The following is a 23,834-nucleotide window of genomic DNA, read 5'->3' as shown; positions in this document are numbered from 1 at the left end:
TCAACCATTCGCCGCCATCGACAGCGCAGGCACCAACGTTGGATTTGATGAGAGCGAAGCGCCGGCTTCAGCGATCCTTTTCTGCAGTTGATCGGCGAGGCCGCGACCCAGCTGGTTGGGTAGCACATACGGTCCGATCCGGGTTGAAAGTTGTCCGGCATCGGCGGCTGTCGAGGCGATAAACATCCAGCAGGCACCCACCACGCTGTAGCCTTCGAACGCCAACGCAATCGTCGCGTCGCTTTCCTGCAACTGCCGGCCGAGTTGCCGCGCACGTTGCGCCAACACGTCCGCGCCCGGCAGACGCCAGCCCTGCTGGCAACCGACTTCCAGCAAAGCCATTTCCCAACGCCAGGGCCAGGCCTGGCGTTGGGACAGCAGACAAAGGCGCGTATGCATCACTATTACGCCGAAGCAGCAGTCGATTCGGAGAAGGCTGGTGCAGGAATCGGCGGCGGTGCGTTGCCTGCGCTCAATGCGTACCAGTCGATCTTGCGCGTCACCAGCATGATCGCGGCGAGAATGGCGAACAGCATCAGCGAGCCCAGCACCATCGCGTTGTCCTCGGAAACCAGCAGCCCGTACAGTGCCGCGTACAACAGGGTCAGCATCGCCGCGAATGCGAGGCCGCGACCGCGACTCTTGAGTACCGCGGACAGATACACGCCAAGCAATCCGATGCAGGCGACGCTGGCGATCAGATACGCGATCCAGAACTCGATGCGCTCCGACAGGCTGAGCAGCAGCAGGAAGAAGATCGCCAACGCCAGCCCGACCAGGCCGTATTGGATGGGGTGGATCGCCAGGCGCTTGATCAGTTCGAACATGAAGAAGCCGACGAAGGTCAGCATCACGAACAGGAATCCGTATTTGCTGGCGCGATCGACCTGCGTGTAGACATTCACCGGTTCGACCAGCCCGATGCTCAGCACATCCATCTGCTTGTCGTCGCCCTCCAGGTACTGGCCTTGCGTGCCGGCGGCGAGCGAGGAGATGTCCCAGTTCGCGTTGAAACCCTGGTCGCCGATCGTATGGTCGTGCGGCAGGAAGCTGCCGGCGAAATGCGGATGCGGCCAGGCTGACTTCAGCGTGATGTGGTTGCTGTCGGCAATCGGTGCGACCGCCAGGGTCTCGGTGCCGCCCAGAGCCAACTGCAGATCCACCGTCATCGCGACATGCTGGCCAAACGCGACCGCCGGCAGCGGTGCATGCAAGCCGTTGTCCTTGCGATGACCGCCGACGTTCTGCATCAACGCCACCGGCACATGATCGACCTTGAGCACCGGCGTGCCGGCCAAGCCACGGACATCGCTGATCGACAGGCTCAGGTAGGGCTGTCCGATCGTGCGCACGACGCCAGCGTCATTGGGCACGACGGCGTCGAAATTCGCCGCGATCCGCGTCTGCAACTCGTAGATGCGCACGTTGTACAGACCGAGCTTGCGCTCCGAGGGCCGGATGCCACCGTCGAGGGTCATCGCCTTCGGAAAGAAGAACCACTGCTTCTGCTGGGTTTCGGTGCGGGTGACATCGTTGTCGTTCTTGTCCTTGCTGACAACCTGCACCTGTTCGGCATACGGTACGACCAGCACCGGCCCGACCAGCGTCTGCGGCCCGGCAAAACTCTGCGTCACTGTCTCGACGGCCTCGCTGCGATACGCCTGGCGCTCACCGATGGTGCCGTTGATGACCATCAGCGGCACCAGCAGCAGCAGGCTGAGAAAGGCGACAAGCGCGCCCTTGAAGACGAAATGCATGCGGCTCATCGCGTCTCCCCCCGCATCGCGCTGGTGTTGCGTGCCAGCCAGTCGAGCAACAGAAAGGTGCAGGCGAAAAACGGAAATACGCCGTAGAGCGTGTCGGTATTGGAATGGCTGTGGCGATCGATGGCGATGAACACGTTGACGCAGAACGCCAGCACCGCGATGTACGCAAGCACACCCATCGGCGATACGGGAAGATGAAACCATCCCAGTGGTTTGAACCAATGCAAATCCATTCGCCTGTCTCCCCACCGGGCGACGGCCCGGCTTGCAGGATCAGACTAGGCGCGTCGGGTGAATCGGCGAGGTGGCGATTGTGTGGTGAAGGTGAAGTCGCGAGCCCGCGCTCACAATCAGATTGCCGGCAGGAAAAACCGTGCCTCGGCGCCGTCTTCATCGCGATTCGCCAGCGCGACGCTGCCACCATGCAAGGCCGCGACCTCGCGTACGAAGCTCAGGCCAAGTCCACTGCTGCGCGCGCCGTCGGGACGCGGCAGGGAATAGAAGCGTTCGAAGATCCGCTCGCCGGCGTAGTCAGGGATACCCGGCCCGTTGTCGGCGATCACGATGCCGGCCTCGTTGCCTTCCTGCATGATCTTGACCCGCACCGTCGATCCCGGCGGCGAAAAATCCACGGCGTTGTCGAGCAGGTTGGCGATCGCCTGACGCAGCAGGAAACGATCGCCCTGCACCGTCAGCGGTGTCGATATCGCCTCGATCGCGATCTCGACGTGCTTTTTCAGCATGCGCGGCGTGACCGATTCCACGGCATCGTCGAGCAGTTCACGCAATGGCAGCGGCTCGGTGTTCTCCAACGCCTGCCGATATTCGACGGCCGCGAGCGCGAGCATCTTGTCGATCATCTGCGCGAGCCGCGCCGATTGGCTGTCGATATTGCGCACGAAACGCCGGCGGTCGGCTTCGGGCGGATCGCTTTCCAGTATTTCGGCGGCGCCGCGGATCGCCGCGAGCGGGCTTTTCATCTCGTGCGCCAGCGTCTGCACGTAACCCTCGACATATTGTTTGCCGTCGAGTTTCTCGCGCATGGTTTCCAGCGAACGGCCAAGTTCGCCGAGCTCGCCACCGCCCACCGCCGGCAACGCCGCGCGCTCACCCGCAGCCACGGCGGTCGCATAACGATTCAGACGGTCGACGCTGCGCGACAGCCACCAGGTCACCGCGAGTCCGATCAGGAAGGACAGGCCGAGCAGCACCCAGCCCTGCTTGAGGATCGCCCATTGGCTGTTGGCGATGAACGGCTCGGTGCGCCGGTTTGCTTTCGCCACCGTCAACACGCCGATGATGCTGCCGTCGCTGCCCAGCACCGGCGCGGCGACATGCATCACGCTGCTGCCTTCGTCGTCGGGATCGCCGCGCGTCGAGCGCGCGCCGTATTTCCCGCGCAAGGTCAGGTAAACGTCGTTCCAGCGCGAATAGTCCTTGCCGACATCGTGATGATCGGAATCGTAGACGACGATGCCGTGCGCATCGGTGACATAGATGCGGTAGTCGAAGCGGCTTTTGCGCACACCGGCGATGTTCGCGGTCAGCGTGCGGTATTCCAGCGCATCGACCGCGCGCGAGAAGCGTCCGTCGGCGATCGTCCCGTCACTCAGTTCCGGCGCCGCCAATGCCGCCAACGCGCTGGAGGTGTCGACCAGCGTCGCCTCCATCGCCTGGCGCACGCCCGGCTTGACTTCATTGACGAACACCCGCATCACGAAGAATCCGGCGAGCCCGACGATCAGAAAATATCCAAGAAAAATCCGCAGCCCGATCCTCATCGCCTGCCCTCGCAGAAGCGGGCATGACCGCGACCACTGTCGCGAAGGCCAGTCATCATCAAACCTTCAACCCATAACCAAGCCCGCGATGCGTCTGGATCGGATCGCGCGACGCATCCACCGCGCGCAGTTTCGCCCGCAGCGTTTTTATGTGCGTGTCGACAGTGCGATCGACGGTTTCCGGCGCGTCCTGCCAGACATCGGCCATCAGGCGTTCGCGATTGAGGATCGCGCCCGGACGTGCCAGCAACGCCGCCAGTAACAGGTATTCGTAGCGCGTCAGCGACAGTTCCGTGCCGGTAAACCGGATGCGCTGACCAGCGATGTCATGGGCAAACGCTCCAGTCTCGCGCCAGCTCGTATTCTCCGCGGCCAGAGTCTCGACCCGCCGCAGCCGCGCGCGCACGCGCGCCACCAGCTCACGCGGCGAAAACGGCTTCACCATGTAATCGTCGGCGCCCAGTTCGAGGCCGAGGACCTTATCGATCTCGCCACTGCGCGCGGTCAGGAAGATCACCGGCAGGTTCGAAACCGTGCGCAGTTCACGGCAGACATCGAAGCCGGTCATGTCGGGCAGACCGACATCGAGGATCGCCAGGTCGTAACCGCCTTCGCGCAATCGCAGCAACCCCTCGCGGCCGAGCAGGCTGTGATCGGCGATGAACGCCTCCGCGCGCAACGCATACAGCACCGCATCGGCGATGGCGATTTCATCTTCGATCACGAGAATGCGCGACATGCGGCTCAGCCCGGTCTGTCGCAGGGGTGATGACGGGAAGATCCGATCGGGACGAAGGCGACGGGCATCGGGGCTCCGTGAGGCTGTGAGTGGCCGGGTAAAGTCTATATCCTCGGCCCATGAATTATCGCCACGCCTTCCACGCCGGCAACCACGCCGATGTCCTCAAGCACATCGTGCTGCTGGGCCTGCTGGAGGCGATGAAGCGCAAGGACGCGTCGTTCTTCGCGCTCGACACCCACGCCGGCCGCGGCCAGTACCTGCTGCAGGGCGAGCATGCCGACAAGACCGGCGAAGCGCGCGGCGGCATCTTCCGGCTGATGGTGCTGCATGGTTTGCCGGCGCTGGCGCAGCGATATCTCAAGCGCGTCCAGGCCGACAATCCGGTCGGCGCACTGATCAACTATCCGGGCTCGCCGATGTTCATCGCCCAGGCGATGCGCGAACACGACCGCCTCGTTGCCTGCGAACTGCAGCCGGAAGAAGCGCGGGCGCTGACCACGCTGTTCAAGAACGACACGCGTGTCGGTGTGCACGCCCGCGACGGTTACGCGGCGATCAAGGCGATGGTCCCACCCAAGGAAAAACGCGGCTTCGTGATCATCGACCCGCCCTACGAAGCGCAGGAGGCCGAGTTCGAACAGGTCCTTGCCGCCCTCAAGGATGCGCTGGTGCGCTGGCCGACCGGCATCTACGCGCTCTGGTATCCGATCAAGCAGCGCCGCACGCTCAACCAGTTTTTCCGCAAGGCCGGCAACCTGCCCTGCAAATCGGCGTTCTTCGCCGAGTTGCTGGTGCGCCCCGACGATTCACCGCTCCGTCTCAACGGCAGCGGCATGCTGGTGATCAACCCGCCTTTCCAGCTCGACAGCGAGCTCGCGCCGGTGCTGCCGGTGCTGGCGCGATTGCTGGGCGAACAGGGCGCGAGCTCGCGGCTGGAATGGTTGAAGCGCGAGAGCGACTGATCCGCAGAGTCACGTTTGCCCGGGACGAAACGCATCAAGAGAGGTCATACATGCCCCTGCTCCGTCTTGCCCTGATCGCCTTTCTCCTTCCCTTCAGCACGAATGTCATGGGCAGCGTGGAAGCGGTCATGACCGCGATGAGCGTCGCGACACAGGTCAAACCTGCGGCGCCCATCGTCGACCGCCGCATCGCCATCACCATCGACGATCTGCCCTGGGCCGGCATCAACGATGCCAACTGGCCCGTGCAGAACGGCAAGTCGATTCCCGACGACGTACTCGCCAGTCATCACCACCTGATCGCCGCGATGATCAAGGCCGAGGCGCCGGTCATCGGTTTCGTCAACGAAGGCAAACTCGTCGCCGGCGACAAGATCGACACCGCGCGCGTGCACATGCTGCGCGATTGGGTCAGCGCCGGTTTCGACCTGGGCAATCACACCTACAGCCACGCCGATCTGCACGCGGTCGGGCTCGAAGCCTACGAGGCCGATATCCTGCAAGGCGAAATTTTCCTCAAGCCGCTGCTCGATGAAGTCGGCAAGACGCCGCGCTGGTTCCGTCATCCGTATCTGCGCGCCGGTCGTACGCCGGAAGATCGCGCGGCATTGCAGGCCTTCTTGGCAGAACACGGTTATCGCATCGCGCCAGTCACCGTCGACAACGGCGACTGGGTCTACGCCGCGGCGTATCGCAAGGTTCTCGCCGGTCCCGATGGCGGCGGCAAGGATGCAACGCTGCTGCATCTGCGCCAGGACTACGTGCCCTATATGCTGGCTAAGCTCGATTTCTTCGAACACGAATCGATCGCCCTGCTCGGCTACAACGTGCCGCAGATCCTGTTGATCCATGCCAACGCGCTCAACGCCGATTGCTACAGCGACCTCATCGCCGGCATGCGTGCGCGCGGCTACGGCTTCATCACGCTCGACGAAGCGATGAAGGATCCCGCCTACCTGCGTCCCGACGGTTATACCGGGAAATACGGCCCAAGCTGGATCCATCGCTGGGCGATGGCGGAGAAAAAGCCGAAGGAATTCTATGCCGGCGAACCCGCTGTGCCCGATTGGGTGCTGGCGCTGGCGGGCGTGGATTCGGAATGAAGCAAAGAATCGGCTCTATCGCCCTCGTCGTCCGCGACTACGACGAGGCCATCGCCTGGTACCGGGACGTACTTGGTTTCGATCTGATCGAAGACAGCGCGCGTGGTCCCGGCAAGCGCTGGGTGCTGGTCGCACCGAAAGGCGCGCCGGAAACAAGTTTGCTGCTGGCGCGTGCCGCAACGCCTGAGCAGACGGCACGAATCGGCGATCAGACCGGCGGCCGGGTCATGCTGTTTCTGCAGACCGATGATTTCCAGCGCGACTACGCCGCGATGCACGCCCGTGGCGTTGCGTTTCGGGAAACCCCGCGGGAAGAGTCATACGGCACGGTCGCAGTATTCAGCGATCTCTACGGCAATCTCTGGGATCTGCTGCAGCTCAAGCCGTCGTAGGAACGGTCATGGCCGCTCATGCGCGATTACAATGGCGCCCTCCCCCGGGGCCCGACCCATGCTGCGACTGACGGAAATCAAGCTGCCGCTGGCCCATGCCGAGCCGGCGTTGCACGAAGCAGTGCTGGCCAGGCTTGGCATCGCGGCGCAGGAGTTGCTGACCTGCAGCGTCGCCAAGCGCAGCTACGATGCGCGCAAGCGCGGCGCGATCGTGCTGATCTACATCGTCGATGTCGAAACCACGCGCGACGCGGAATTGCTCGCGCACTTCCATGACGACAGCCGCATCGGCCCGACGCCGGACACGAATTATCGTTTCGTTGCGCAGGCACCCGCCGCGCTGCCGCTGCGTCCGATCGTGATCGGCACCGGACCCTGCGGCCTGTTCGCCGGCTTGATCCTTGCGCAGATGGGTTTCCGGCCGATCATCCTCGACCGCGGCAAGGCAGTGCGCGAGCGCACCGTCGACACGTTCGGTCTGTGGCGCAAGAACATCCTCAATCCGGAATCGAACGTGCAGTTCGGCGAAGGTGGCGCCGGCACGTTTTCCGACGGCAAGCTCTACAGTCAGATCCGCGATCCGAAGCATCACGGCCGCAAGGTACTGGGCGAGTTCGTCAAGGCCGGCGCGCCGGAAGAAATCCTGTACGTGAGCAAGCCGCACATCGGCACATTCCGGCTGGTGTCGATGGTCGAAAGCATGCGCGCGACCATGGAAGCGCTGGGTGCGGAGATCCGCTTCAGCAGCCGTGTCGACGACATCGTGATCGAGAGCGGCCAGGTGCGTGGCGTCACGCTCGCCAGTGGCGAACACCTGCCGGCCGATCATGTCGTGCTCGCAGTCGGGCACAGCGCCCGCGACACCTTCGAGATGCTGCATCGGCGCGGCGTGTATCTGGAAGCGAAACCTTTTTCGATTGGTTTTCGCATCGAACATCCGCAATCGTTGATTGACCAGGCACGCTTTGGTCCGCAGGCCGGGCATCCGATCCTCGGTGCGGCCGACTACAAGCTCGTGCATCACTGCCGCAACGGTCGCTCGGTCTACAGTTTCTGCATGTGCCCGGGCGGCACGGTTGTCGCCGCAGCCTCGGAGCCCGGGCGCGTGGTCACCAACGGCATGAGCCAGTATTCGCGCAACGAGCGCAACGCCAACGCCGCGATCGTGGTCGGCATCACGCCCGACGACTACGCCGCCTACGGCGACGGGCCGCTTGCCGGCATCGCATTGCAACGGCATTGGGAAAGCAAGGCGTTCGAATTGGGCGGTGGCAACTACGAAGCACCGGGACAACTGGTCGGTGATTTCATCGCGCAGCAGCCATCGAAGGAATTCGCCAGCGTCTCGCCTTCGTACACACCGGGCGTGCGCCTCGGCGATCTCGGCGATGCGCTGCCGACGTATGCGATCGACGCGATCCGTGAAGCCCTGCCGGCCTTCGATCGGCAACTGCGCGGATTCGCGATGCAGGACGCGATTCTCACCGGCGTGGAAACGCGCACCTCGTCGCCAGTGCGCATCAAGCGCGGCGACGATTGCCAGAGCCTGAACACACGCGGCCTGTATCCGGCCGGCGAAGGCGCCGGTTACGCTGGCGGCATCCTGTCCGCCGGCGTCGACGGCATCAAGGTGGCGGAAGCGGTGGCATTGAGTATTGTTGGGGCGTCGTAGGAGCGATGGAAATCGCGACCTCCCATCAACGCGAAAGTTTCGCCGCGTAGATCAGTCGCGATTTCCATCGCTCCTACAGATTCGTATATACCGTCATCCGCGGATCGCGCGCAAAGCCTATCAGGCGGATGCCGGCCTGTTCGGCGATGCGCACCGCCAGCGCAGTCGGTGCGGAAATCGCCGCAACCAGGCCACAGCCGGCCTGTGCAGCCTTGTGTACCACCTCGTAACTCGCCCGCGATGTCACCAGCAATGCCTGCGGAACGTGCCCGGCGCGGATCGTCGCACCGATCACCTTGTCGATCGCGTTGTGTCGGCCGACATCCTCGCGCACCAGCAACTCGCCATCGAACGCAAGGACCGCCGCCGCGTGCATCGCACCGGTGGCATCGTTGAGTGGCTGCCGCGCCTGCAGTTGCGCGAATGCCGCGAACAACATCGCCGGGTCCGGATGCGTTGTCGTTGTCACGCGCCGCACCGGCCGGATCGCCGCGGCCAGCGTCGCAGTGCCGCAAAGGCCGCAACCGGTGCGGCCGGTCAGGCTGCGACTGCGCTGCTCCAAGGCCTCAAAGCGCGATTGCGGAATCGCCATCTCGATGGAAATGCCATCGGCCGTCTGTACGCGATCGACGATGCGCACTTCACCGCTGTGCTCGACGATGCCTTCGCTGAGACTGAAGCCCAGCGCGAAATCCTCCAGGTCGGCCGGCGTCGCCATCATCACCGCGTGCGCCAGACCGTTGTAGAGCAAGGCGATCGGGGTTTCTTCCGCAAGAATCTCGGCGCTCTGTGTTTCGCGGCCATTCTCGATGCGCGTCGCCGGCAGCGAGTGCAAGGTCGGATGCGTCATGTCCGAGCATCCAGCCATTGGCGACCCTGCTTCGTGAGATGCAGCACCTGCCGTGACTCTTCGGGCGTCACCGCGATCAAGCCGAAGCCGTGTTCACCGAGCTCCGCCAGCATGCGCAGCAATTCACTCTGCGCAAAGCCCAATTGCTTCGCGGCTCTGGCCAGGGACGCACCATCATTTTCCGCAACGAAATGCATCACGGCAGCAAAGCGCGCAACCAATTCCGTCTCTTCCCACGCACCGTCGCGCATGTCAATTCGCCTCGGTGGCGAGTTGCAGCGCAATCGCCTTCGATAACTGCAGACGAACCGGAATCGATTTCGAGGTCGGCGTGCCGGCGCGGTCGGCGACGCTATCCAGCGGCACCAAGCCGTTGGTCTCCGGGTAATAGGAAGCGACACAACCAACAGGAATATCGTATTCGACCAGAAGAAAACGTTTGGCGATGCGTTCGCCATCGTGCCAGACGGAAACGATATCGACCCACTGCCCGGCCTGGAATCCCAAGCGCTGCAGATCGCCGGCATTGATGAAACACACGCGGCGCTCACCGGATACGCCGCGATAGCGATCCTCGAAACCATAGATGGTGGTGTTGTACTGATCGTGGCTGCGCAACGTCGTCAGATTCAGCAGCGCCGCGTCGCCGGGTGCCTGCGTGCGCGGGATCGGATGCGGAAAAAAAATCGCGCGCCCGGCAGCGGTACGCCAGCGGCGCTCGCCGGCGGAGTTGCCCAGATAAAACCCGCCCGGCACATGCACGCGCGCGTTGAAATCGGCGAAGCCTTCAACCACTTCAGCGATCTTGTCGCGGATACGGTCGTAGTCGCCGATCAACCACAGCCAGGGAGTTTTCGACTGCATGAGCGTCGCAGCCGCCAGGCGCGCGACGATCGCCGGCTCGCTCAACAAATGCTCGGATGCGGGCACGTTCATGCCGGTCGAGACGTGCACGCAGCTCATCGAGTCCTCGACCGTCACACCTTGCACGCCCATCGCCTGGCGGTCGATCTCGGTGCGGCCGAGGCAGGGCAGGATCAGCGCGCGTCGCCCATGCACCAGATGCGAGCGATTGAGTTTTGTCGCGACATGTACGGTGAGATCGCAACGCCGCAATGCCGCCGCGGTGCGCTCGCTGTCCGGCGTGGCGACGGCAAAATTGCCGCCCATCGCGAAAAACACCCTGCACTCGCCGCTGGCCATCGCCGCGATCGCCGCGACGACATCGTGGCCGTGTTTGCGCGGCGGCGAAAAATCAAAGGCGGCGCCGAGGCGATCAAGAAAATCGTCGCCAGGTTTTTCGTAGATGCCCATCGTGCGATCGCCCTGCACGTTCGAGTGCCCGCGCACCGGACAGGCGCCGGCGCCGGGCCGGCCGATATTGCCCTTGAGCAGCAGCAGGTCGATCAGCAACTGGATGGTCGCGACGGAATGCTTGTGCTGGGTGATACCCATGCCCCAGCAGAAAATCGTCGCCTTCGACGCCGAATATACTGCGGCGGCCTGCTCGATCTGCGTACGCGTCAGACCCGATTCGGCTTCTATCGTTGTCCAGTCTTCGGCAAGCACGTCTTCACGGAAAGCAGCGAAGCCTTGTGTGTGCTCGGCGATGAAAGCCTCGTCAAGACCGCCGGTCTCCATTACGGCTTTTGCCAAGCCCTTGATCGCAGCGAGATCACCGCCGATGCGCAGCTGGTAGTAATACGCGGCGATCTCGGTCGACGTGCCGGTGAGCATCTCGAACGGATCCTGCGGATTGGCGAAGCGCTCCAGGCCGCGCTCACGCAACGGATTGAAGGCGACGATGCGACAGCCGCGTTTCGCCGCCTCGCGCAATTCGCCAAGCATGCGCGGATGGTTGCTGCCGGGATTCTGCCCGAAGATGAAGATCGCCTCGGCTTTCTGGAAATCCGCAAGCGTGACCGTGCCCTTGCCGATGCCGATCTGCTCGACCATCGCCACGCCGGAAGGTTCGTGGCACATGTTCGAGCAATCGGGCAGGTTGTTGCTGCCGAATTCGCGCACGAACAACTGATACAGGAAGGCCGCTTCGTTGGACGTGCGTCCGGACGTGTAGAACAAGGCCTGATCGGGGTGATCGAGAGCGTTGAGTTCGGCGGCGATGACCGCGAATGCTTCGTCCCAGGCGATCGGGCGATAGTGGTCGTCGCTGCCGTCGTAGAACATCGGCTCGGTCAACCGACCCTGCGCTTCGAGGTAATGATCGTCTTGTCGCGCGAGGGCTTCGACGCCGTGTTGCGCGAAAAAGTCTGCGGTCACGCGGCGCTTGGTCGACTCGGCGGCAACGGCCTTGACGCCGTTTTCGCAGAATTCGAAGGTCGAGTGATGGTTCTTGTCGGGCCAGGCACAGCCGGGGCAATCGAAGCCTTCCGGTTGATTGGCCTTGAGCATCGTCGCGGCGCCGCGACCAACCACGCCTTGCTCACGCAGGGCCCGGAACGAACTGATCAGCGAATCCCAACCGCCGGCCGGCCCGGTGTATTTCTTGATCTTGCTGGACATGCGCGAAGGCTAAGACTTCGCTGCGTGGCTAGCAAGCGCGGTGAGCAGTGAGATTCTGCTCGTCATCCCCGCGAAGGCGGGGATCCAGTGTCTTTGTTTTCTGGCTCTGTCGCGATGACAAGAAAAGCCACTGGATCCCCGCCTTCGCGGGGATGACGAAGTCCCATATGCTTTTTCCGCTCACCGCTCACCGCTCACCGCTCACCGCTCACCGCTCACCGCTCACCGCAAAAACAGCCACCCTAAATCGGGTTCGCCTGTCTGGCGATGCGTCTTGCCTGGTACATCGCGGCATCGGCGCGGGCGATGGTTGCCGAAAGCGCTTCGGCGTCGTCGCGCATGGCCGATCCGATCGAGAACGCGCAGGGCGCATTCACCGCGTCGTTGCGGATCCGCTCGACGAGTTTCGCCACCAGGGCCGGATCGGCGTCGACCACCAGGATCACGAATTCGTCGCCGCCCAGGCGCACCACGGCATCGTTCGTGCGCAACTTCTCATGCAGGAAACGCGCGACTTCCACCAGCACCTGGTCACCACGCTGGTGGCCCTCGGAATCGTTGACGTCCTTGAAATGATCGAGATCGACGGTGATCGCCGCCCACGGCTGGCCGCCGCTGTGTGCGGCCTCGAATCCGTCCAGGTAACGCCGGTTGTAAATGCCGGTCAGCGCGTCGTGCACGCTTTGCTGGCGCAGCTCTTCGGCATGCAGCACGTGCTGGGTGACGTCGACGGCATTGCCGATCACATAGGCGCGGGAATCGTGCGGTGCCGACAGGCGATTGCTGTAACGCCAGTGGCGTTCGCTGCCGTCGGCGCCGCGCACCAGGATGATGCCCTCGTCCTGACCGTGCTGGCTGACGCGCTCAAGATAGCCGTGGAATTCGTGCTTCGCCGACTCCGCGGCGTAGTCGAGCAAGGACCTTCCCACCATCGCTTCCGGCGATTGCCCCAGCGCATCGGCCGTCGCGGGATTGACCAGCAGCAGCTTGCCGGTGAGATCGTGCAGGAAGACGAAGCCCTTGCTCAGGCGCAGTAGATCGACGGCGCGGGCGTCGCTCAGGCGCAGGGATTGCATCGCCGAGCGCAGGCGCACATTGGCGCGGCGCTGCAGCAGGTAGAACACCGCGAGGATCGCCACCAGCAGCAGACTCAGGATCGCCACCCAGCGCGCGAGACGGTTGCGTTCGGACAGCGATTTTTCACGCTGCTGCGCCAGTACGGCTTCGCTGTGCAGCTTCGACAGATCGAATTCCTGCTGCGCGTATTTCAGGCGCGCGTCGAAGTCATCGGCGGCCTGGGTGCGATCGCCCTGCTCGATCTGCGCGTCGAGTTCGAGGAAGCGTTGGGTCAGCACGATCAATTCGTCGGTGGAGTCGGCGTGGCCGAGCTTGATGCGGACCAGTTCGCGCAGCACGCGCAATTCATCGCGGGCCAGGCCCAGCGAATGAAAGGAATCGTAAGCGGCCTTGAGCTTGTTCTCTGCGAGTGCGGTGTCGTGACTGTCGATGGCCGCGAGCCCGAGCACTTCGTGGCCGAGACCGGCGAGCTGCGAATTCTGCAGCCGCTGCGACAACACCAGGATGCTCTGCCCGGCGCGATTCTGCAGGCCGATGTCGCCGGACTTGCGCGCTAGCCGCGCCGATTCGAGAAACAATTCGGCACTGAGTTTCGGATCGTTGACCTGGTCGGCGAGTACCTGGGCTTTCGCCAATGTCAGTGTCGATGCCGGGAAATTTCCCAGCAGGGCTTCGGCGCGCGCACGATTGCGCAGCAGTCGCGCCTGCGTGGGAACAGCCTGATCGGCCTTGAGTACGGCCAAGCCGCGGTCGGCGTATTCGGCGGCGAGCGCATGCTTGCCGAGGGAAAAGCTCAGCGACGAATACGCGAGCAGCACATCGGCCGACAGATCCGGAGACGGCGACCGCTGCAAGATCACTTCCGCCTGGCCAAGCAGGCGCTCGCCGCGGGTGTAGTCCTGCTGCGCGATGCTGGCGCGGCTCTCGGCAATCAGGCCGCGCACGGCCAGCAAGGGCAGTTTCGCCGCTTCCGCGGCCTGGTAAGCCGCGGCGCCAGCATCGTGCTGGCAGGACCAGTTGGCGATCACCCGGCAGGCATTGGCCTGGGCAAGCAGGAGCAGGGCCAGCTCGCGCTGATCGTTGCTGGCACGGGCCGCGGCGAGCGCCGCCGGCAATTCCTTGAGCACGGCGGTGGGATCGACCAGCGCGCGATCCTCGAGCGGATGATGGGTCAGCGCCGTGGCCGAATTGGCGGAGACCGGTGCCGGCGTCGCCGCTGCCGGGGTCTGTGCCTGCAGTGGCGACAGCGGGAGCAGCAAGGCCATCGCCAGAAACGCCACCCATACCCGGTCCGACCCGGAACCGCGCATCGGCTGGCGCTCAGGGGACATGCGCGGCATCCAGACGACGGCGATCATTCATGCCGGCAATGTAGTGGATAGCCGCCGGCCCAACAACAAGCGCCGGGCGGGGATGTGAAGACGGTCACTGGTGGGCGGCCGGTTCAACTTGATTCGACGCAATCTCCGCTCATCTTGGCGTCGACAAAGCCATCAATTGCTGTCGTCGGGCTCGAAGAAACACCAGCGCACTTCCGGAAATTTCGCCTTCAACGCCGCCTCGGTGGCATTGATGCGGACGATGGTTTCGGCGGTGCCCAGCGTCGGATCGGCCATTTCCGCCTGCACCGCGACCATGATGTCGTTGCCCATCTGCAGGGTGATCAGGCTGAAAATGCTCTTGACCTCGGGGCGTTCCTGGATGAAGAAACGGATCGCTTCGCGCGTCACCGGTTCGACACTCTGGCCGATCAGCATCGCCTTGATCTCGACCGCGACGAACACCGCGACGACGATCAGCAGCGCGCCGATACCCAGCGTGCCGATCGCATCGAACAACGGATTGCCGGTGATCATCGTCAACAGGATTGCGATCAGCGCGAATGCCAGACCCAGCAGCGCGGCGAGATCCTCGCCGAAAATCACCACCAGTTCGGCCTGTCGACTCTGCCGGAACCATTGCCAGAGATTGAGCTTGCCGCGCGCCTTCGCCACTTCCGCGAGACAGGCACGCATCGATATCGACTCGGCGATGATGCCGAAGGTCAGTACCCCGACCGCGAGCCAGGGGCGATTGAGCGCTTCGTGCGCATGCAGCTTGTGCCAGCCTTCGTACAGCGAAAACATGCCGCCGACCGAGAACAGCATCAACGCGACCAGGAACGACCAGAAATAGATTTCCTTTCCGTAGCCGAGCGGATAATCCGGCGACGGTGGCCGCTTGGCGCGCTGGATACCGAGCAGCAACAGGCCCTGATTGCCGCAGTCGGCCAACGAATGCACGGCCTCGGCCATCATCGCGCCGGAGCCGGTGATGCTGGCAGCGACGGCCTTGGTCACGAAAATCGCGAAATTGGCGCCGAGGGCATAGAAAATGGTCTTGACGGAATCGCCCTTGCCGGCCATGGCCTGTCCTGATGTCGCGTTGTCGTGGGGGCCGCAGTTTATCATCGGCTTCCGATTCCACCCGCGCGGTGAGAACAATCATGAACAAGCTGATCAACAAGGCGACGCCGGTATTGTTCGTCGAACGCATCGAGCCCTCGCTGGCGCTGTGGGAAGCGCGCCTGGGCTTCCAGCGCGTGGCGGAAGTTCCGGAGGGAGAGCATCTGGGCTTCGTGCTGCTGGTTCGCGATGGCGTCGAGATCATGCTGCAATCGCGCGCCAGTCTCGCCGCCGACCTGCCCGCCATCGCCGCGCAACACCACGATGCAGCGAGCTTCGTCTTCATCGAAGTACCTGACCTCGATGCCGTCGTCGCCAAGCTCGGCGACAGCGAAGTGATCACGCCGATCCGCGACACGTTCTACGGCTCGCGCGAAATCACCATCCGCGAGCCTGGTGGCCACTTTGTGACGTTTGCGCATTTCGCAACGACAGAGTGAATCGGTTGGGTGACGGGAGCGGTGCCGTGGAATGCGAGCGCTGAACGATGAACATCAGGCCCGGGCGTGTCGGGAAAGTTATTTCACCGTGAACAATCCGCAGCGATTTAGAGCGGCAGTGCAGGCATTTTCTGGCAGTCTAGCCGCGTGAGTTCCGCCCGCCGCCAGCGCCCCCGCAAATCCGCTTCACCCGATCCCTTCCGGATCGAAAATCTGCACCTGGCTGATAGTCGCCACCTGCAGATCCGGCCGATCGCCGAGCTCGACGCGGTGCCAATCGCCGCAGCATTCCATCTGCTCAACGAAGACGAAGTGCGCAAGCGCTTCCTGCACCCGATCAAGGCGCTGGGTGAGGAGCATCTGTTCAAGCTCACGCACCCCGACCCCGCGCTCGCCTTCGCCGTGGTCGCGGCCGAGCCGCTGCCGCCGGGCGACGGCCTGGTCTGCGCGGTGGCGCGGCTGTCGCGCGATGATGAAGACCCGACGCGGGCGGAATTCGGCATCCTCGTGACGCATTTCGTCGTCGGCCTCGGGCTCGGGCGCAAACTCATGGAACGCCTGGTCGAATGGTCGGCCTCGCATGGCATCCGCGAACTCTGGGGCGATGTCATGGACGACAACGCGCCGATGCTGCGGCTCGCGCAAAGCCTGGGCTTCCAGCGCGACGCGATTCGCGGCGCACCCGGCCTGATCCGCATCACCCGTCATTTTCTGTAGTGAGCGGTGAGCGGTGAGCGGTGAGCGGTGAGCGGTGAGCGGTGAGCGGAAATATTTTGCTCGTCACCCCCGCGCAGGCGCGGCCCGCACCTGGCCTGATAAACTTCGCGGCCGATGACGACACGCCCCAACCTTCCCACGCCACCGCGTCCGCGCGCCGGGCAATTGCGCGCTTATTGGCGTGCGCCGGGCAGCGCCAGCGCGCTGGCCCTGGGCATCGCCGAAACCGCACGCCAGCATCCGGGCCTGGTGCTCGCCGTCACCCGCGATACGCATTCGGCGCAATCGCTGGAAAGCGATCTGCGCGTTTTCCTCGGCGGCGCTGATCTGCCGGTGCTGCATTTTCCCGACTGGGAAACCCTGCCCTACGATCTTTTCAGTCCGCATCCGGACATCGTCTCGCAGCGCGTCGCCGCTTTGTATCGACTGCCGACGACCACGCGCGGCGTGCTGGTCGTACCGGTGTCCTCGTTGATGCAACGCCTGCCGCCGCCGAGCTGGATCGCCGGCAATGCGCTCGATCTGCGGCGCGGCCAGAAGCTCGATCTCGATGCGGAAAAACGTCGCCTGGAATCGGCCGGCTACCGCAACGTGCCGCAAGTGCTCGACCCCGGCGATTTCGCCGTGCGCGGCGCGCTGCTCGATCTTTTCCCGATGGGTTCGGATGTGCCGTACCGCATCGAGCTGTTCGACGACGAGATCGATTCCCTGCGCAGTTTCGATCCGGAAACTCAGCGCTCCGATCATCCCGTCGACTCGATCAAGCTGTTACCGGCGCGCGAATTTCCGCTCGATGCCGCTGCGGCAAAACGGGTGCGAGAGAAGCTCAGCGAACGCTTCGATTTCGACCCGCGCCGCTTCCCGATCTACCAGGATTTGAAAGAAGGCGGTTCGCCGGCAGGCATCGAGTACTACCTGCCGCTGTTCTTCGAACAAACGGCCTCGCTGTTCGAACATCTCGACCGCGATACGCTGACCATCCTCGGTGATGGTGTCGATGCCGCCGCGCTGGCGTTCTGGGCGCAAACGCAGGACCGCTGGGAACAGCGTCGCCACGACGTCGAGCGTCCGATCCTGCCGCCGGAAGAAATCTTCCTGTCGCCGGAATCTTTGCGCGCCGAACTCAACCGCAACGCACGCACGGAAATCTGCGGCGTGGATCACCCGCAGTTCGAAAAATCCGTGGCGATGGCCGAACAGCCGGCGCCGAAGCTGCCGTGGAACGAGAAAGGCCTGGCGCCGGGCACGGCGTTGTCTTCGTTCCTGTCCAACTATCCCGGTCGCGTGTTGCTTGCTGCGGATTCGGCGGGGCGTCGCGAGGCCTTGATCGAAGTGCTGGCCGCAGGCGAGCTGAAACCGGCGACGATTTCCGGCTGGGAAGAGTTCCTGGTCGGGAAATCGAATGACGCTGTCCCGCCTGCGCGTTTCGCCATCACCATCGCCGCGCTCGAGGATGGCTTCGCGCTGACAGAGCCCGCACTCGCGGTGCTCATCGAGCGTCAGCTGTTTCCCGAGCGCACCGACCAGAGCCGTCGCCGCAAGCGTGCGGCCCGCGATCCCGACCAGGTTCTGCGCGACCTCAGTGAAATCACCATCGGTTCGCCGATCGTGCACGAGGATCATGGCGTCGGCCGCTACCAGGGCCTGATCACGCTCGAATCCGGCGGCGTGCATGGCGAATACCTGTGCATCGAATACGCCAAGGGCGACAAACTGTACGTGCCGGTCGCGCAGCTGCAGCTGGTCAGCCGCTATTCGGGGATATCGGCGGAATTCGCGCCGCTGCATTCGCTGGGTGGCGAAGCCTGGGAAAAGGCCAAGCGCAAGGCGGCGGAAAAAGTCCGCGACGTGGCCGCCGAATTGCTGGAAATCCAGGCGCGTCGACACGCCCGCCAGGGCTTGGCGCTGACGGTCGACCGCGCGATGTACGAGCCGTTTGCCGCAACCTTCCCGTTCGAGGAAACCCCCGATCAGCTGGCTGCGATCGACGCCGTGATCCGTGACCTCGGAAATCCGCAGCCGATGGATCGCGTGGTCTGCGGCGATGTCGGCTTCGGCAAGACCGAAGTCGCCGTGCGCGCGGCTTTTGTTGCCGCAGTCGCCGGCAAACAGGTCGCGCTGCTGGTGCCGACCACCTTGCTGGCCGAACAGCACTACCGGAATTTCCGCGACCGTTACGCCGATTCGCCGATCCGCGTCGAGGTGCTGTCGCGTTTCAAATCCGCGAAAGAAATAAAGGCGGCGTTGATCCTGCTGGAAGAAGGCAAGATCGACGTGATCGTCGGCACGCATCGGCTACTGCAGGGCGACGTGCGCTTCCATGACCTCGGACTGGTGATCGTCGACGAAGAGCAGCGTTTCGGCGTGCGCCAGAAGGAAGCGTTGAAGGCATTGCGCGCGGAAGTGCATCTGCTGACGCTGACCGCGACGCCGATCCCGCGCACGCTGAACATGGCGATGAGCGGGCTGCGCGAGCTGTCGATCATCGGCACGCCGCCGGCACACCGGCTGGCGGTGAAGACCTTCGTGACGCAATGGGAGAACGCGCTGATCCGCGAGGCGTTCCAGCGCGAACTCGCACGCGGCGGCCAGATCTATTTCCTGCACAACGAAGTCGACAGCATCGAGAAGATGGCGCGCGAACTGCAGGAGCTGATTCCCGAGGCGCGCATCCGCATCGCGCACGGGCAGATGCCGGAGCGCGAGCTCGAGCAGGTGATGCTCGATTTCCATCGCCAGCGCTTCAACGTGCTGGTTTGCACGACGATCATCGAATCGGGCATCGACATCCCGAGCGCGAATACGATCATCGTCAACCGTGCCGACCGTTTCGGTCTCGCCCAGTTGCACCAGCTGCGTGGTCGCGTCGGTCGCTCGCATCATCGCGCCTACGCCTACCTCGTCGTGCCGAACAAGAAGGCGATGACCGGCGACGCCGAGAAACGCCTGGAAGCACTGGCCTCGTTGGAGGAACTCGGCGCTGGCTTCACGCTGGCCACGCACGATCTCGAAATCCGCGGCGCCGGCGAGCTGCTTGGCGAAGGCCAGAGCGGACAGATCGCCGAGATCGGTTTCTCGCTGTACACCGAGCTGCTCGAACGCGCGGTCAAGTCGATCAAGTCCGGAAAGATCCCCGATCTTGATCCGAGCGTCCGGCACGGCGCCGATGTCGAACTGCACCTGCCCGCGCTGATCCCCGACGACTACCTGCCCGACGTGCACGCACGCCTGACGCTGTACAAACGCATCGCCTCGGCGCGCGACGAAGAGGCGTTGCGCGAACTGCAGGTGGAGATGGTCGATCGCTTCGGCGTGCTGCCGGAACAGGCCAAGCAGTTGTTCGCCGTCACCGAGCTGAAACTTGAAGCCACGCGCCTGGGCCTGCGCAAGATCGAACTTGGCGAACATGGCGGCCGCCTGCATTTCCAGGCGCAGCCGAACGTTGATCCGATGTCGGTGATCCGGCTGATCCAGTCGCAGCCCAAGGTGTATTCCATGGACGGTCCGGACAAGTTGCGCGTGCGCCTGGACCTGCCCGATGCCGGCTCGCGCCTGCGCACGGCGCGCGGATTGTTCGCGCTGCTCAAGGCCTGATGCGCGTCCTGTTCGTCTGCAGCCGCAACCGCTTGCGCAGTCCAACCGCCGAACAACTGTTCCGCGACTGGCCCGGCATCGAAGTCGATTCCGCCGGACTCAAGGGCGATGCCGAACAAGTGCTGGATGCGGAATTGCTGGCCTGGGCCGAGTTGATCGTGGTGATGGAGAAACAGCACAAGCGCGAACTGGCGCGACGCTTTTCCCGGCACCTGCGCGACAAGCGCATCGTCTGCCTCGACATCCGCGACGACTACGATTTCATGGCGCCGGCATTGGTCGCCCTGCTGCAGGAACGGGTGCCACCGCTGCTGCGTTGAGTGCCGACGCGGATCGCGAAAACGCTGCGTTTCGGCGCGATTGCAGCATCAGCGACGAACGCGTGGCATGCTTCCGCCACCTCATCGGAGCTCGCCACCATGCCACTACTGATCGCGCCCCGCATGCATGACCTGGGTGGCTTCACCGTCGGACGCGTGTTGCCCAGCGCGCAGCGCCGCAGCGTCGGGCCTTTCGTGTTCTTCGATCACATCGGCCCAGCCGTGTTGTCCGGCGATCAGCCAGTCGCGGTGCGGCCGCATCCGCATATCGGATTGGCGACAGTCACCTACCTTTGGGAAGGCGCGATGATGCATCGCGACAGTCTCGGCTCGGTGCAGGAGATCAATCCTGGTGACGTCAACTGGATGACCGCGGGCCGCGGCATCGTGCATTCGGAACGTACGCCCGAACGTCTACGCGGCATCGATCATGCTTTCCACGGATTGCAGACCTGGGTCGCGCTGCCGATGGCACATGAAGACACCGAACCGACCTTCGCGCATCACCCGAAAGCGACGTTGCCGATGATCGAAGGCGACGGCGTGCAATTGACCATCGTCGCCGGCCACGCCTTCGGCGAACGGTCGCCGGTGAAGGTGCTCAGCGATACCTTGTATGTCTCGATCGATCTCGCCGATGGCGCCGAACTTGTGATTCCCGCCGAACACGCCGAGCGCGCGCTGTATCCGGTCGCCGGCGAATTGTGGCTCGATGACGAGCGTCTGCCAAATCAGCAATTGGCCGTGCTCGATGCCGACACCCTGCCCCTGCTGCGCTCCGTAGGCGCATCGCGCGTGATGCTGCTCGGCGGCGAGCCGCTGGATGGCCCGCGACATGTCTGGTGGAATTTTGTCAGCAGTTCGAAAGAACGCATCGAACAGGCCAAGGCTCATTGGCGCGAAGGCCGTCTCGGTCAGGTACCCGGCGAGACGGAATTCATTCCGCTGCCGGAAAAATAATTGATCGCGTAGAAGCGGCTTCAGCCGCGACAGCCACCGTGTCGACGTGAGCCATCGCGGCTAAAGCCGCTCCTACACACAGAAATCAGAACCGGCCTTCCTGGTAGTCGACGAAGGCCTGCATGATCTCTTCCTTCGTGTTCATTACGAACGGGCCGTAGCGCGCGACCGGCTCGTTCAAGGGGCGGCCTGCAACCAGGATCAACCGCGCCGGCGCACTGCCGGCAGCGATGCGGATGGCATCACCAGCACCGAATACCAGCAGATCGCCCTTGGGCACGATGTCCTCGCCAGCCATGGTCGCGACGCCTTCGTAGACGTAAGCGAAGACGTTGTGGCCGATTGGCAGCGCGTGTTCGAACGAAGCACCCGCGGCGAGCGCGATGTCGAGATAGGTCGGATCCGTCGCGGGTTGGCGGACCGGGCCAACGACATCACCGATCTGGCCGGCGATCACTTTCACGCGCACGCCTGGCGTCGGCTGCACTTCGGGGATACCTTCGGCAGAAAACTCCTGATATCGCGGCGCGGACATCTTGTCCTTGGCCGGCAGGTTCACCCACAGCTGGAAGCCGCGCATCAGGCCGTGATCCTGCTCGGGCATTTCCGAATGCACGATGCCGCGACCGGCCGTCATCCACTGCACCGAGCCCGGCGTAAGCAGGCCTTCGTTGCCATGGTTGTCCTTGTGGCGCATGCGCCCGTCGAGCATGTAGGTCACGGTCTCGAAGCCGCGGTGCGGGTGCGAGGGGAAGCCGGCGATGTAGTCACCGGGCTTGTCCGAGCCGAATTCGTCGAGCATCAGGAAGGGGTCGAGATCGGGCAGTTGGCTGTTGCCGATCACCCGGGTCAGGCGGACGCCGGCGCCATCGGACGCGGGTTGGCCGCGCAGACGACGAGCGATTGGGCGCAGGGTGGGTGTGGTCATCGAGGTTCTCCATTGACGATGTTCCCGCTGATTTGGGGCCTGGATCCAGTCAGATCAAAGCCCGCAGCCGCAACCCAGCGTTGCCCGGCTGACCGGATTTGTGGAACTTCCGCGTCAAATTACCGGCATCCCCCGACCAAGGCGACCATGAACCTGCGCCTGTCCCGATCACTGCGCCGCCCGCTGGCCCTGGCCGAGACCGCGACGGTCGATGGCGCGGATCCGATCCTGCGAACCCTGACCAGCGCCCGCCTGCAACTGCGCTGGCTGGAAGTCGAAGACATCGACGCCTTGTTCGACGTCTTCTCCGACCCGCAATCGCTGCGCTTCTGGAATCAGCCGCCATTCCAGAGCCGCGACGACGCCAGCATCCATCTCGAAGCGATCCAGAGCGATTTCGAACGCGGTATCCGCCATCAATGGGGCGTGGCACTGGCCGCGACCGGTGAAATCATCGGAACCTGCAGCCTGTCGCGAATCGATGCCGTACAGGGGCGTGCCGAGATCAGCTTCATGATCGCGCATGCGCACCGCGGCCAGCGTTACGGCCATGAACTGCTGCAACGTCTGCTCGACCATGCCTTCGGCGATTTGCAGATGCGGCGCATCGAGACCGACATCGATCCGCGCAATCAACATGCGCTCGCATTGCTGGGCGAACTCGGATTCAAGCGTGAAGGTTACCTGCGCCAACGCTGGCAGGTGGATGGCGAAATCCAGGACAGCATCCTGCTGGGCCTGCTGGAAAACGAACACTCGCGATCGGGTTGACGCATTCGGCGCATCGCGCCATCGATGTCATGCGATGAGGATGTCGTACGGCACGAGGCAGAATCGCTGGCGAACCAGCACCGCGCGGATCGATCAGTCGACTATCGACCGATCAATCGCCTCCGACCGATCAGCGCATCGAACGCGGCGTCACTGCCCGTGATACGCGACGGGTGTAGACGTAAACCGTCGCCGGCGGCACGTTCCACCAGGTGAAGCTGGCGCGGCGGGCGGTCAATTCCAGGGCCTCGAGCACTTCCCGCGTCACCGGATTGGCCGGGCCATAGGTGAACTGCACGAAGCGCCCTTCGGGCTGCAGGCTGTCGAACGCCGCCGACATGATGGTCTGCTGCAACTGCCTCGGCATCGACAGCAGGCCCAGGCCAGAAATCACCGCATCGGCGCGCGCCTCACCGGAAAAGCCCTGCTCTTCGGCGATCGCACGCAGGTTGCCGGCGTCGCCACAGACGATGGCCATGCCCGGAAAACGACGCTGCAGGTGTTGGTGCAGTTCCTCGTTCAGCTCCAGCACCAGCAGGTCGGCCAAGGCGATGCCGTGGGTCAACAATGCTTGGGTGAAGACGCCGGTGCCGCCGCCGAGCTCGATCACGCGCCGGCAGGTCTTGGGCAGCTGCGACATCATCTGCCGCGCCAGTTGCGGGCTGGATGGCGAAATCGCCGCAACGCCCAGTGGGTCCTTGAGCCATTGCCGGAAGAAAGTCCAACTCGTTGGCAGGCTGCGGCTCTGGTCGTCGGGAGATTTCATGTGGCGAGCATAATGCCTGAGGTCTT

General features: G+C 63.8%; 22 protein-coding genes. 10 read left to right on the top strand and 12 right to left on the bottom strand.

The features are described from left to right. The 5 genes from VKM35_RS07845 to creB all read right to left on the bottom strand — a co-directional run bounded on the left by VKM35_RS07845 (position 1) and on the right by creB (position 4,286). On the bottom strand, positions 1–399 hold the full coding sequence (locus VKM35_RS07845; protein ID WP_324320110.1) for a hypothetical protein: 399 nt from the start codon (positions 397–399) through the stop codon (positions 1–3). Between the two features lie 5 nt (positions 400–404). After that, entirely contained in the window at positions 405–1,766 is a 1,362-nt protein-coding gene (gene creD, locus VKM35_RS07840; RefSeq protein WP_324320109.1) for a cell envelope integrity protein CreD, read from the bottom strand. Beyond that, positions 1,763–1,999, bottom strand: coding sequence for a hypothetical protein (locus VKM35_RS07835; protein WP_324320107.1), 237 nt, complete (start codon positions 1,997–1,999; stop codon positions 1,763–1,765). Before VKM35_RS07835 ends, creD begins: the two co-directional genes overlap by 4 nt. A 117-nt stretch (positions 2,000–2,116) precedes the next feature. Further along, positions 2,117–3,547 carry a two-component system sensor histidine kinase CreC gene (gene creC, locus VKM35_RS07830; RefSeq protein WP_324320105.1) on the bottom strand — a complete coding sequence of 477 codons (1,431 nt, stop codon included), beginning with the start codon at positions 3,545–3,547 and terminating at the stop codon, positions 2,117–2,119. A 58-nt stretch (positions 3,548–3,605) separates the two neighbouring features. Beyond that, a complete protein-coding gene (gene creB / locus VKM35_RS07825) occupies positions 3,606–4,286 on the bottom strand; it encodes a two-component system response regulator CreB (protein ID WP_324320102.1) in 681 nt (226 codons plus the stop codon). A gap of 119 nt (positions 4,287–4,405) precedes the next feature. Here creB and VKM35_RS07820 point away from each other — a divergent pair, with 119 nt between their 5' ends. The 4 genes from VKM35_RS07820 to VKM35_RS07805 all read left to right on the top strand — a co-directional run bounded on the left by VKM35_RS07820 (position 4,406) and on the right by VKM35_RS07805 (position 8,418). Further along, the gene (locus tag VKM35_RS07820) at positions 4,406–5,251 is read left to right on the top strand and encodes a 23S rRNA (adenine(2030)-N(6))-methyltransferase RlmJ (protein WP_324320100.1); all 846 of its coding nucleotides are present in this window, start codon (positions 4,406–4,408) and stop codon (positions 5,249–5,251) included. Positions 5,252–5,379: 128 nt separating this feature from the next. Beyond that, positions 5,380–6,354: a polysaccharide deacetylase family protein gene (locus VKM35_RS07815; RefSeq protein WP_324320118.1), complete on the top strand. Its 975-nt coding sequence runs from the start codon at positions 5,380–5,382 to the stop codon at positions 6,352–6,354. Next, positions 6,351–6,746, top strand: a complete 396-nt coding sequence (locus VKM35_RS07810) for a VOC family protein (protein ID WP_324320098.1) — start codon at positions 6,351–6,353, stop codon at positions 6,744–6,746. The genes VKM35_RS07815 and VKM35_RS07810 overlap by 4 nt, the downstream gene beginning before the upstream one ends. A gap of 58 nt (positions 6,747–6,804) precedes the next feature. After that, positions 6,805–8,418 (top strand): NAD(P)/FAD-dependent oxidoreductase, encoded by a 1,614-nt coding sequence (locus VKM35_RS07805; protein WP_324320096.1) that lies wholly within the window; start codon positions 6,805–6,807, stop codon positions 8,416–8,418. A gap of 73 nt (positions 8,419–8,491) precedes the next feature. On the opposite strand, the gene fdhD is transcribed toward VKM35_RS07805, so the two are convergent. From fdhD to VKM35_RS07780, 5 genes are all read right to left on the bottom strand, one after another. Then, positions 8,492–9,268 (bottom strand): formate dehydrogenase accessory sulfurtransferase FdhD, encoded by a 777-nt coding sequence (gene fdhD, locus VKM35_RS07800; protein WP_324320094.1) that lies wholly within the window; start codon positions 9,266–9,268, stop codon positions 8,492–8,494. Then, complete coding sequence (locus tag VKM35_RS07795) at positions 9,265–9,519, bottom strand: helix-turn-helix domain-containing protein (protein ID WP_324320092.1); 255 nt, start codon at positions 9,517–9,519, stop codon at positions 9,265–9,267. The genes fdhD and VKM35_RS07795 overlap by 4 nt, the downstream gene beginning before the upstream one ends. A gap of 1 nt (position 9,520) precedes the next feature. After that, positions 9,521–11,791, bottom strand: coding sequence for an FdhF/YdeP family oxidoreductase (locus VKM35_RS07790; protein ID WP_324320090.1), 2,271 nt, complete (start codon positions 11,789–11,791; stop codon positions 9,521–9,523). A 242-nt stretch (positions 11,792–12,033) separates the two neighbouring features. Further along, on the bottom strand, positions 12,034–14,199 hold the full coding sequence (locus VKM35_RS07785; RefSeq protein WP_324320088.1) for a sensor domain-containing diguanylate cyclase: 2,166 nt from the start codon (positions 14,197–14,199) through the stop codon (positions 12,034–12,036). A gap of 162 nt (positions 14,200–14,361) precedes the next feature. Beyond that, positions 14,362–15,273, bottom strand: coding sequence for a cation diffusion facilitator family transporter (locus VKM35_RS07780; RefSeq protein ID WP_324320086.1), 912 nt, complete (start codon positions 15,271–15,273; stop codon positions 14,362–14,364). A gap of 80 nt (positions 15,274–15,353) precedes the next feature. Here VKM35_RS07780 and VKM35_RS07775 point away from each other — a divergent pair, with 80 nt between their 5' ends. From VKM35_RS07775 to VKM35_RS07755, 5 genes are all read left to right on the top strand, one after another. After that, the gene (locus VKM35_RS07775) at positions 15,354–15,752 is read left to right on the top strand and encodes a VOC family protein (protein ID WP_324320084.1); all 399 of its coding nucleotides are present in this window, start codon (positions 15,354–15,356) and stop codon (positions 15,750–15,752) included. Positions 15,753–15,899: 147 nt separating this feature from the next. Continuing rightward, positions 15,900–16,469 carry a GNAT family N-acetyltransferase gene (locus VKM35_RS07770; RefSeq protein WP_324320082.1) on the top strand — a complete coding sequence of 190 codons (570 nt, stop codon included), beginning with the start codon at positions 15,900–15,902 and terminating at the stop codon, positions 16,467–16,469. Positions 16,470–16,583: 114 nt separating this feature from the next. Continuing rightward, the gene (gene mfd, locus VKM35_RS07765) at positions 16,584–20,063 is read left to right on the top strand and encodes a transcription-repair coupling factor (RefSeq protein ID WP_324320080.1); all 3,480 of its coding nucleotides are present in this window, start codon (positions 16,584–16,586) and stop codon (positions 20,061–20,063) included. After that, complete coding sequence (locus tag VKM35_RS07760) at positions 20,063–20,383, top strand: phosphotyrosine protein phosphatase (RefSeq protein WP_324320079.1); 321 nt, start codon at positions 20,063–20,065, stop codon at positions 20,381–20,383. Before mfd ends, VKM35_RS07760 begins: the two co-directional genes overlap by 1 nt. A gap of 99 nt (positions 20,384–20,482) precedes the next feature. After that, on the top strand, positions 20,483–21,343 hold the full coding sequence (locus VKM35_RS07755; protein ID WP_324320077.1) for a pirin family protein: 861 nt from the start codon (positions 20,483–20,485) through the stop codon (positions 21,341–21,343). A gap of 85 nt (positions 21,344–21,428) precedes the next feature. Here VKM35_RS07755 and VKM35_RS07750 read toward each other — a convergent pair whose 3' ends face one another. Further along, positions 21,429–22,271, bottom strand: coding sequence for a pirin family protein (locus VKM35_RS07750; protein WP_324320075.1), 843 nt, complete (start codon positions 22,269–22,271; stop codon positions 21,429–21,431). Positions 22,272–22,418: 147 nt separating this feature from the next. Between VKM35_RS07750 and VKM35_RS07745 the strand changes: the two genes are divergently transcribed. Then, positions 22,419–23,042 (top strand): GNAT family N-acetyltransferase, encoded by a 624-nt coding sequence (locus VKM35_RS07745; protein ID WP_324320073.1) that lies wholly within the window; start codon positions 22,419–22,421, stop codon positions 23,040–23,042. A 130-nt stretch (positions 23,043–23,172) separates the two neighbouring features. Here VKM35_RS07745 and VKM35_RS07740 read toward each other — a convergent pair whose 3' ends face one another. Next, positions 23,173–23,808: a hypothetical protein gene (locus VKM35_RS07740; protein WP_324320071.1), complete on the bottom strand. Its 636-nt coding sequence runs from the start codon at positions 23,806–23,808 to the stop codon at positions 23,173–23,175. Between the last annotated feature and the right edge of the window lie 26 nt (positions 23,809–23,834).

This window comes from Arenimonas sp. (genome assembly GCF_035312645.1).
Taxonomy (GTDB): Bacteria; Pseudomonadota; Gammaproteobacteria; order Xanthomonadales; family Xanthomonadaceae; genus Arenimonas.
Note: the sequence above shows the minus strand (reverse complement) of the source record. Positions and strands in the feature narration are given on the sequence as shown.

Excerpts from the sequence above, each read along its gene's own strand:
- VKM35_RS07845 (WP_324320110.1), bottom strand. The coding sequence starts at position 399 with ATGCATACGCGCCTTTGTCTGCTGTCCCAACGCCAGGCCTGGCCCTGG.
- creD (WP_324320109.1), bottom strand. The coding sequence starts at position 1,766 with ATGAGCCGCATGCATTTCGTCTTCAAGGGCGCGCTTGTCGCCTTTCTC.
- VKM35_RS07835 (WP_324320107.1), bottom strand. The coding sequence starts at position 1,999 with ATGGATTTGCATTGGTTCAAACCACTGGGATGGTTTCATCTTCCCGTA.
- creC (WP_324320105.1), bottom strand. The coding sequence starts at position 3,547 with ATGAGGATCGGGCTGCGGATTTTTCTTGGATATTTTCTGATCGTCGGG.
- creB (WP_324320102.1), bottom strand. The coding sequence starts at position 4,286 with ATGTCGCGCATTCTCGTGATCGAAGATGAAATCGCCATCGCCGATGCG.
- VKM35_RS07820 (WP_324320100.1), top strand. The coding sequence starts at position 4,406 with ATGAATTATCGCCACGCCTTCCACGCCGGCAACCACGCCGATGTCCTC.
- VKM35_RS07815 (WP_324320118.1), top strand. The coding sequence starts at position 5,380 with ATGACCGCGATGAGCGTCGCGACACAGGTCAAACCTGCGGCGCCCATC.
- VKM35_RS07810 (WP_324320098.1), top strand. The coding sequence starts at position 6,351 with ATGAAGCAAAGAATCGGCTCTATCGCCCTCGTCGTCCGCGACTACGAC.
- VKM35_RS07805 (WP_324320096.1), top strand. The coding sequence starts at position 6,805 with ATGCTGCGACTGACGGAAATCAAGCTGCCGCTGGCCCATGCCGAGCCG.
- fdhD (WP_324320094.1), bottom strand. The coding sequence starts at position 9,268 with ATGACGCATCCGACCTTGCACTCGCTGCCGGCGACGCGCATCGAGAAT.
- VKM35_RS07795 (WP_324320092.1), bottom strand. The coding sequence starts at position 9,519 with ATGCGCGACGGTGCGTGGGAAGAGACGGAATTGGTTGCGCGCTTTGCT.
- VKM35_RS07790 (WP_324320090.1), bottom strand. The coding sequence starts at position 11,791 with ATGTCCAGCAAGATCAAGAAATACACCGGGCCGGCCGGCGGTTGGGAT.
- VKM35_RS07785 (WP_324320088.1), bottom strand. The coding sequence starts at position 14,199 with ATGTCCCCTGAGCGCCAGCCGATGCGCGGTTCCGGGTCGGACCGGGTA.
- VKM35_RS07780 (WP_324320086.1), bottom strand. The coding sequence starts at position 15,273 with ATGGCCGGCAAGGGCGATTCCGTCAAGACCATTTTCTATGCCCTCGGC.
- VKM35_RS07775 (WP_324320084.1), top strand. The coding sequence starts at position 15,354 with ATGAACAAGCTGATCAACAAGGCGACGCCGGTATTGTTCGTCGAACGC.
- mfd (WP_324320080.1), top strand. The coding sequence starts at position 16,584 with ATGACGACACGCCCCAACCTTCCCACGCCACCGCGTCCGCGCGCCGGG.
- VKM35_RS07760 (WP_324320079.1), top strand. The coding sequence starts at position 20,063 with ATGCGCGTCCTGTTCGTCTGCAGCCGCAACCGCTTGCGCAGTCCAACC.
- VKM35_RS07755 (WP_324320077.1), top strand. The coding sequence starts at position 20,483 with ATGCCACTACTGATCGCGCCCCGCATGCATGACCTGGGTGGCTTCACC.
- VKM35_RS07750 (WP_324320075.1), bottom strand. The coding sequence starts at position 22,271 with ATGACCACACCCACCCTGCGCCCAATCGCTCGTCGTCTGCGCGGCCAA.
- VKM35_RS07745 (WP_324320073.1), top strand. The coding sequence starts at position 22,419 with ATGAACCTGCGCCTGTCCCGATCACTGCGCCGCCCGCTGGCCCTGGCC.
- VKM35_RS07740 (WP_324320071.1), bottom strand. The coding sequence starts at position 23,808 with ATGAAATCTCCCGACGACCAGAGCCGCAGCCTGCCAACGAGTTGGACT.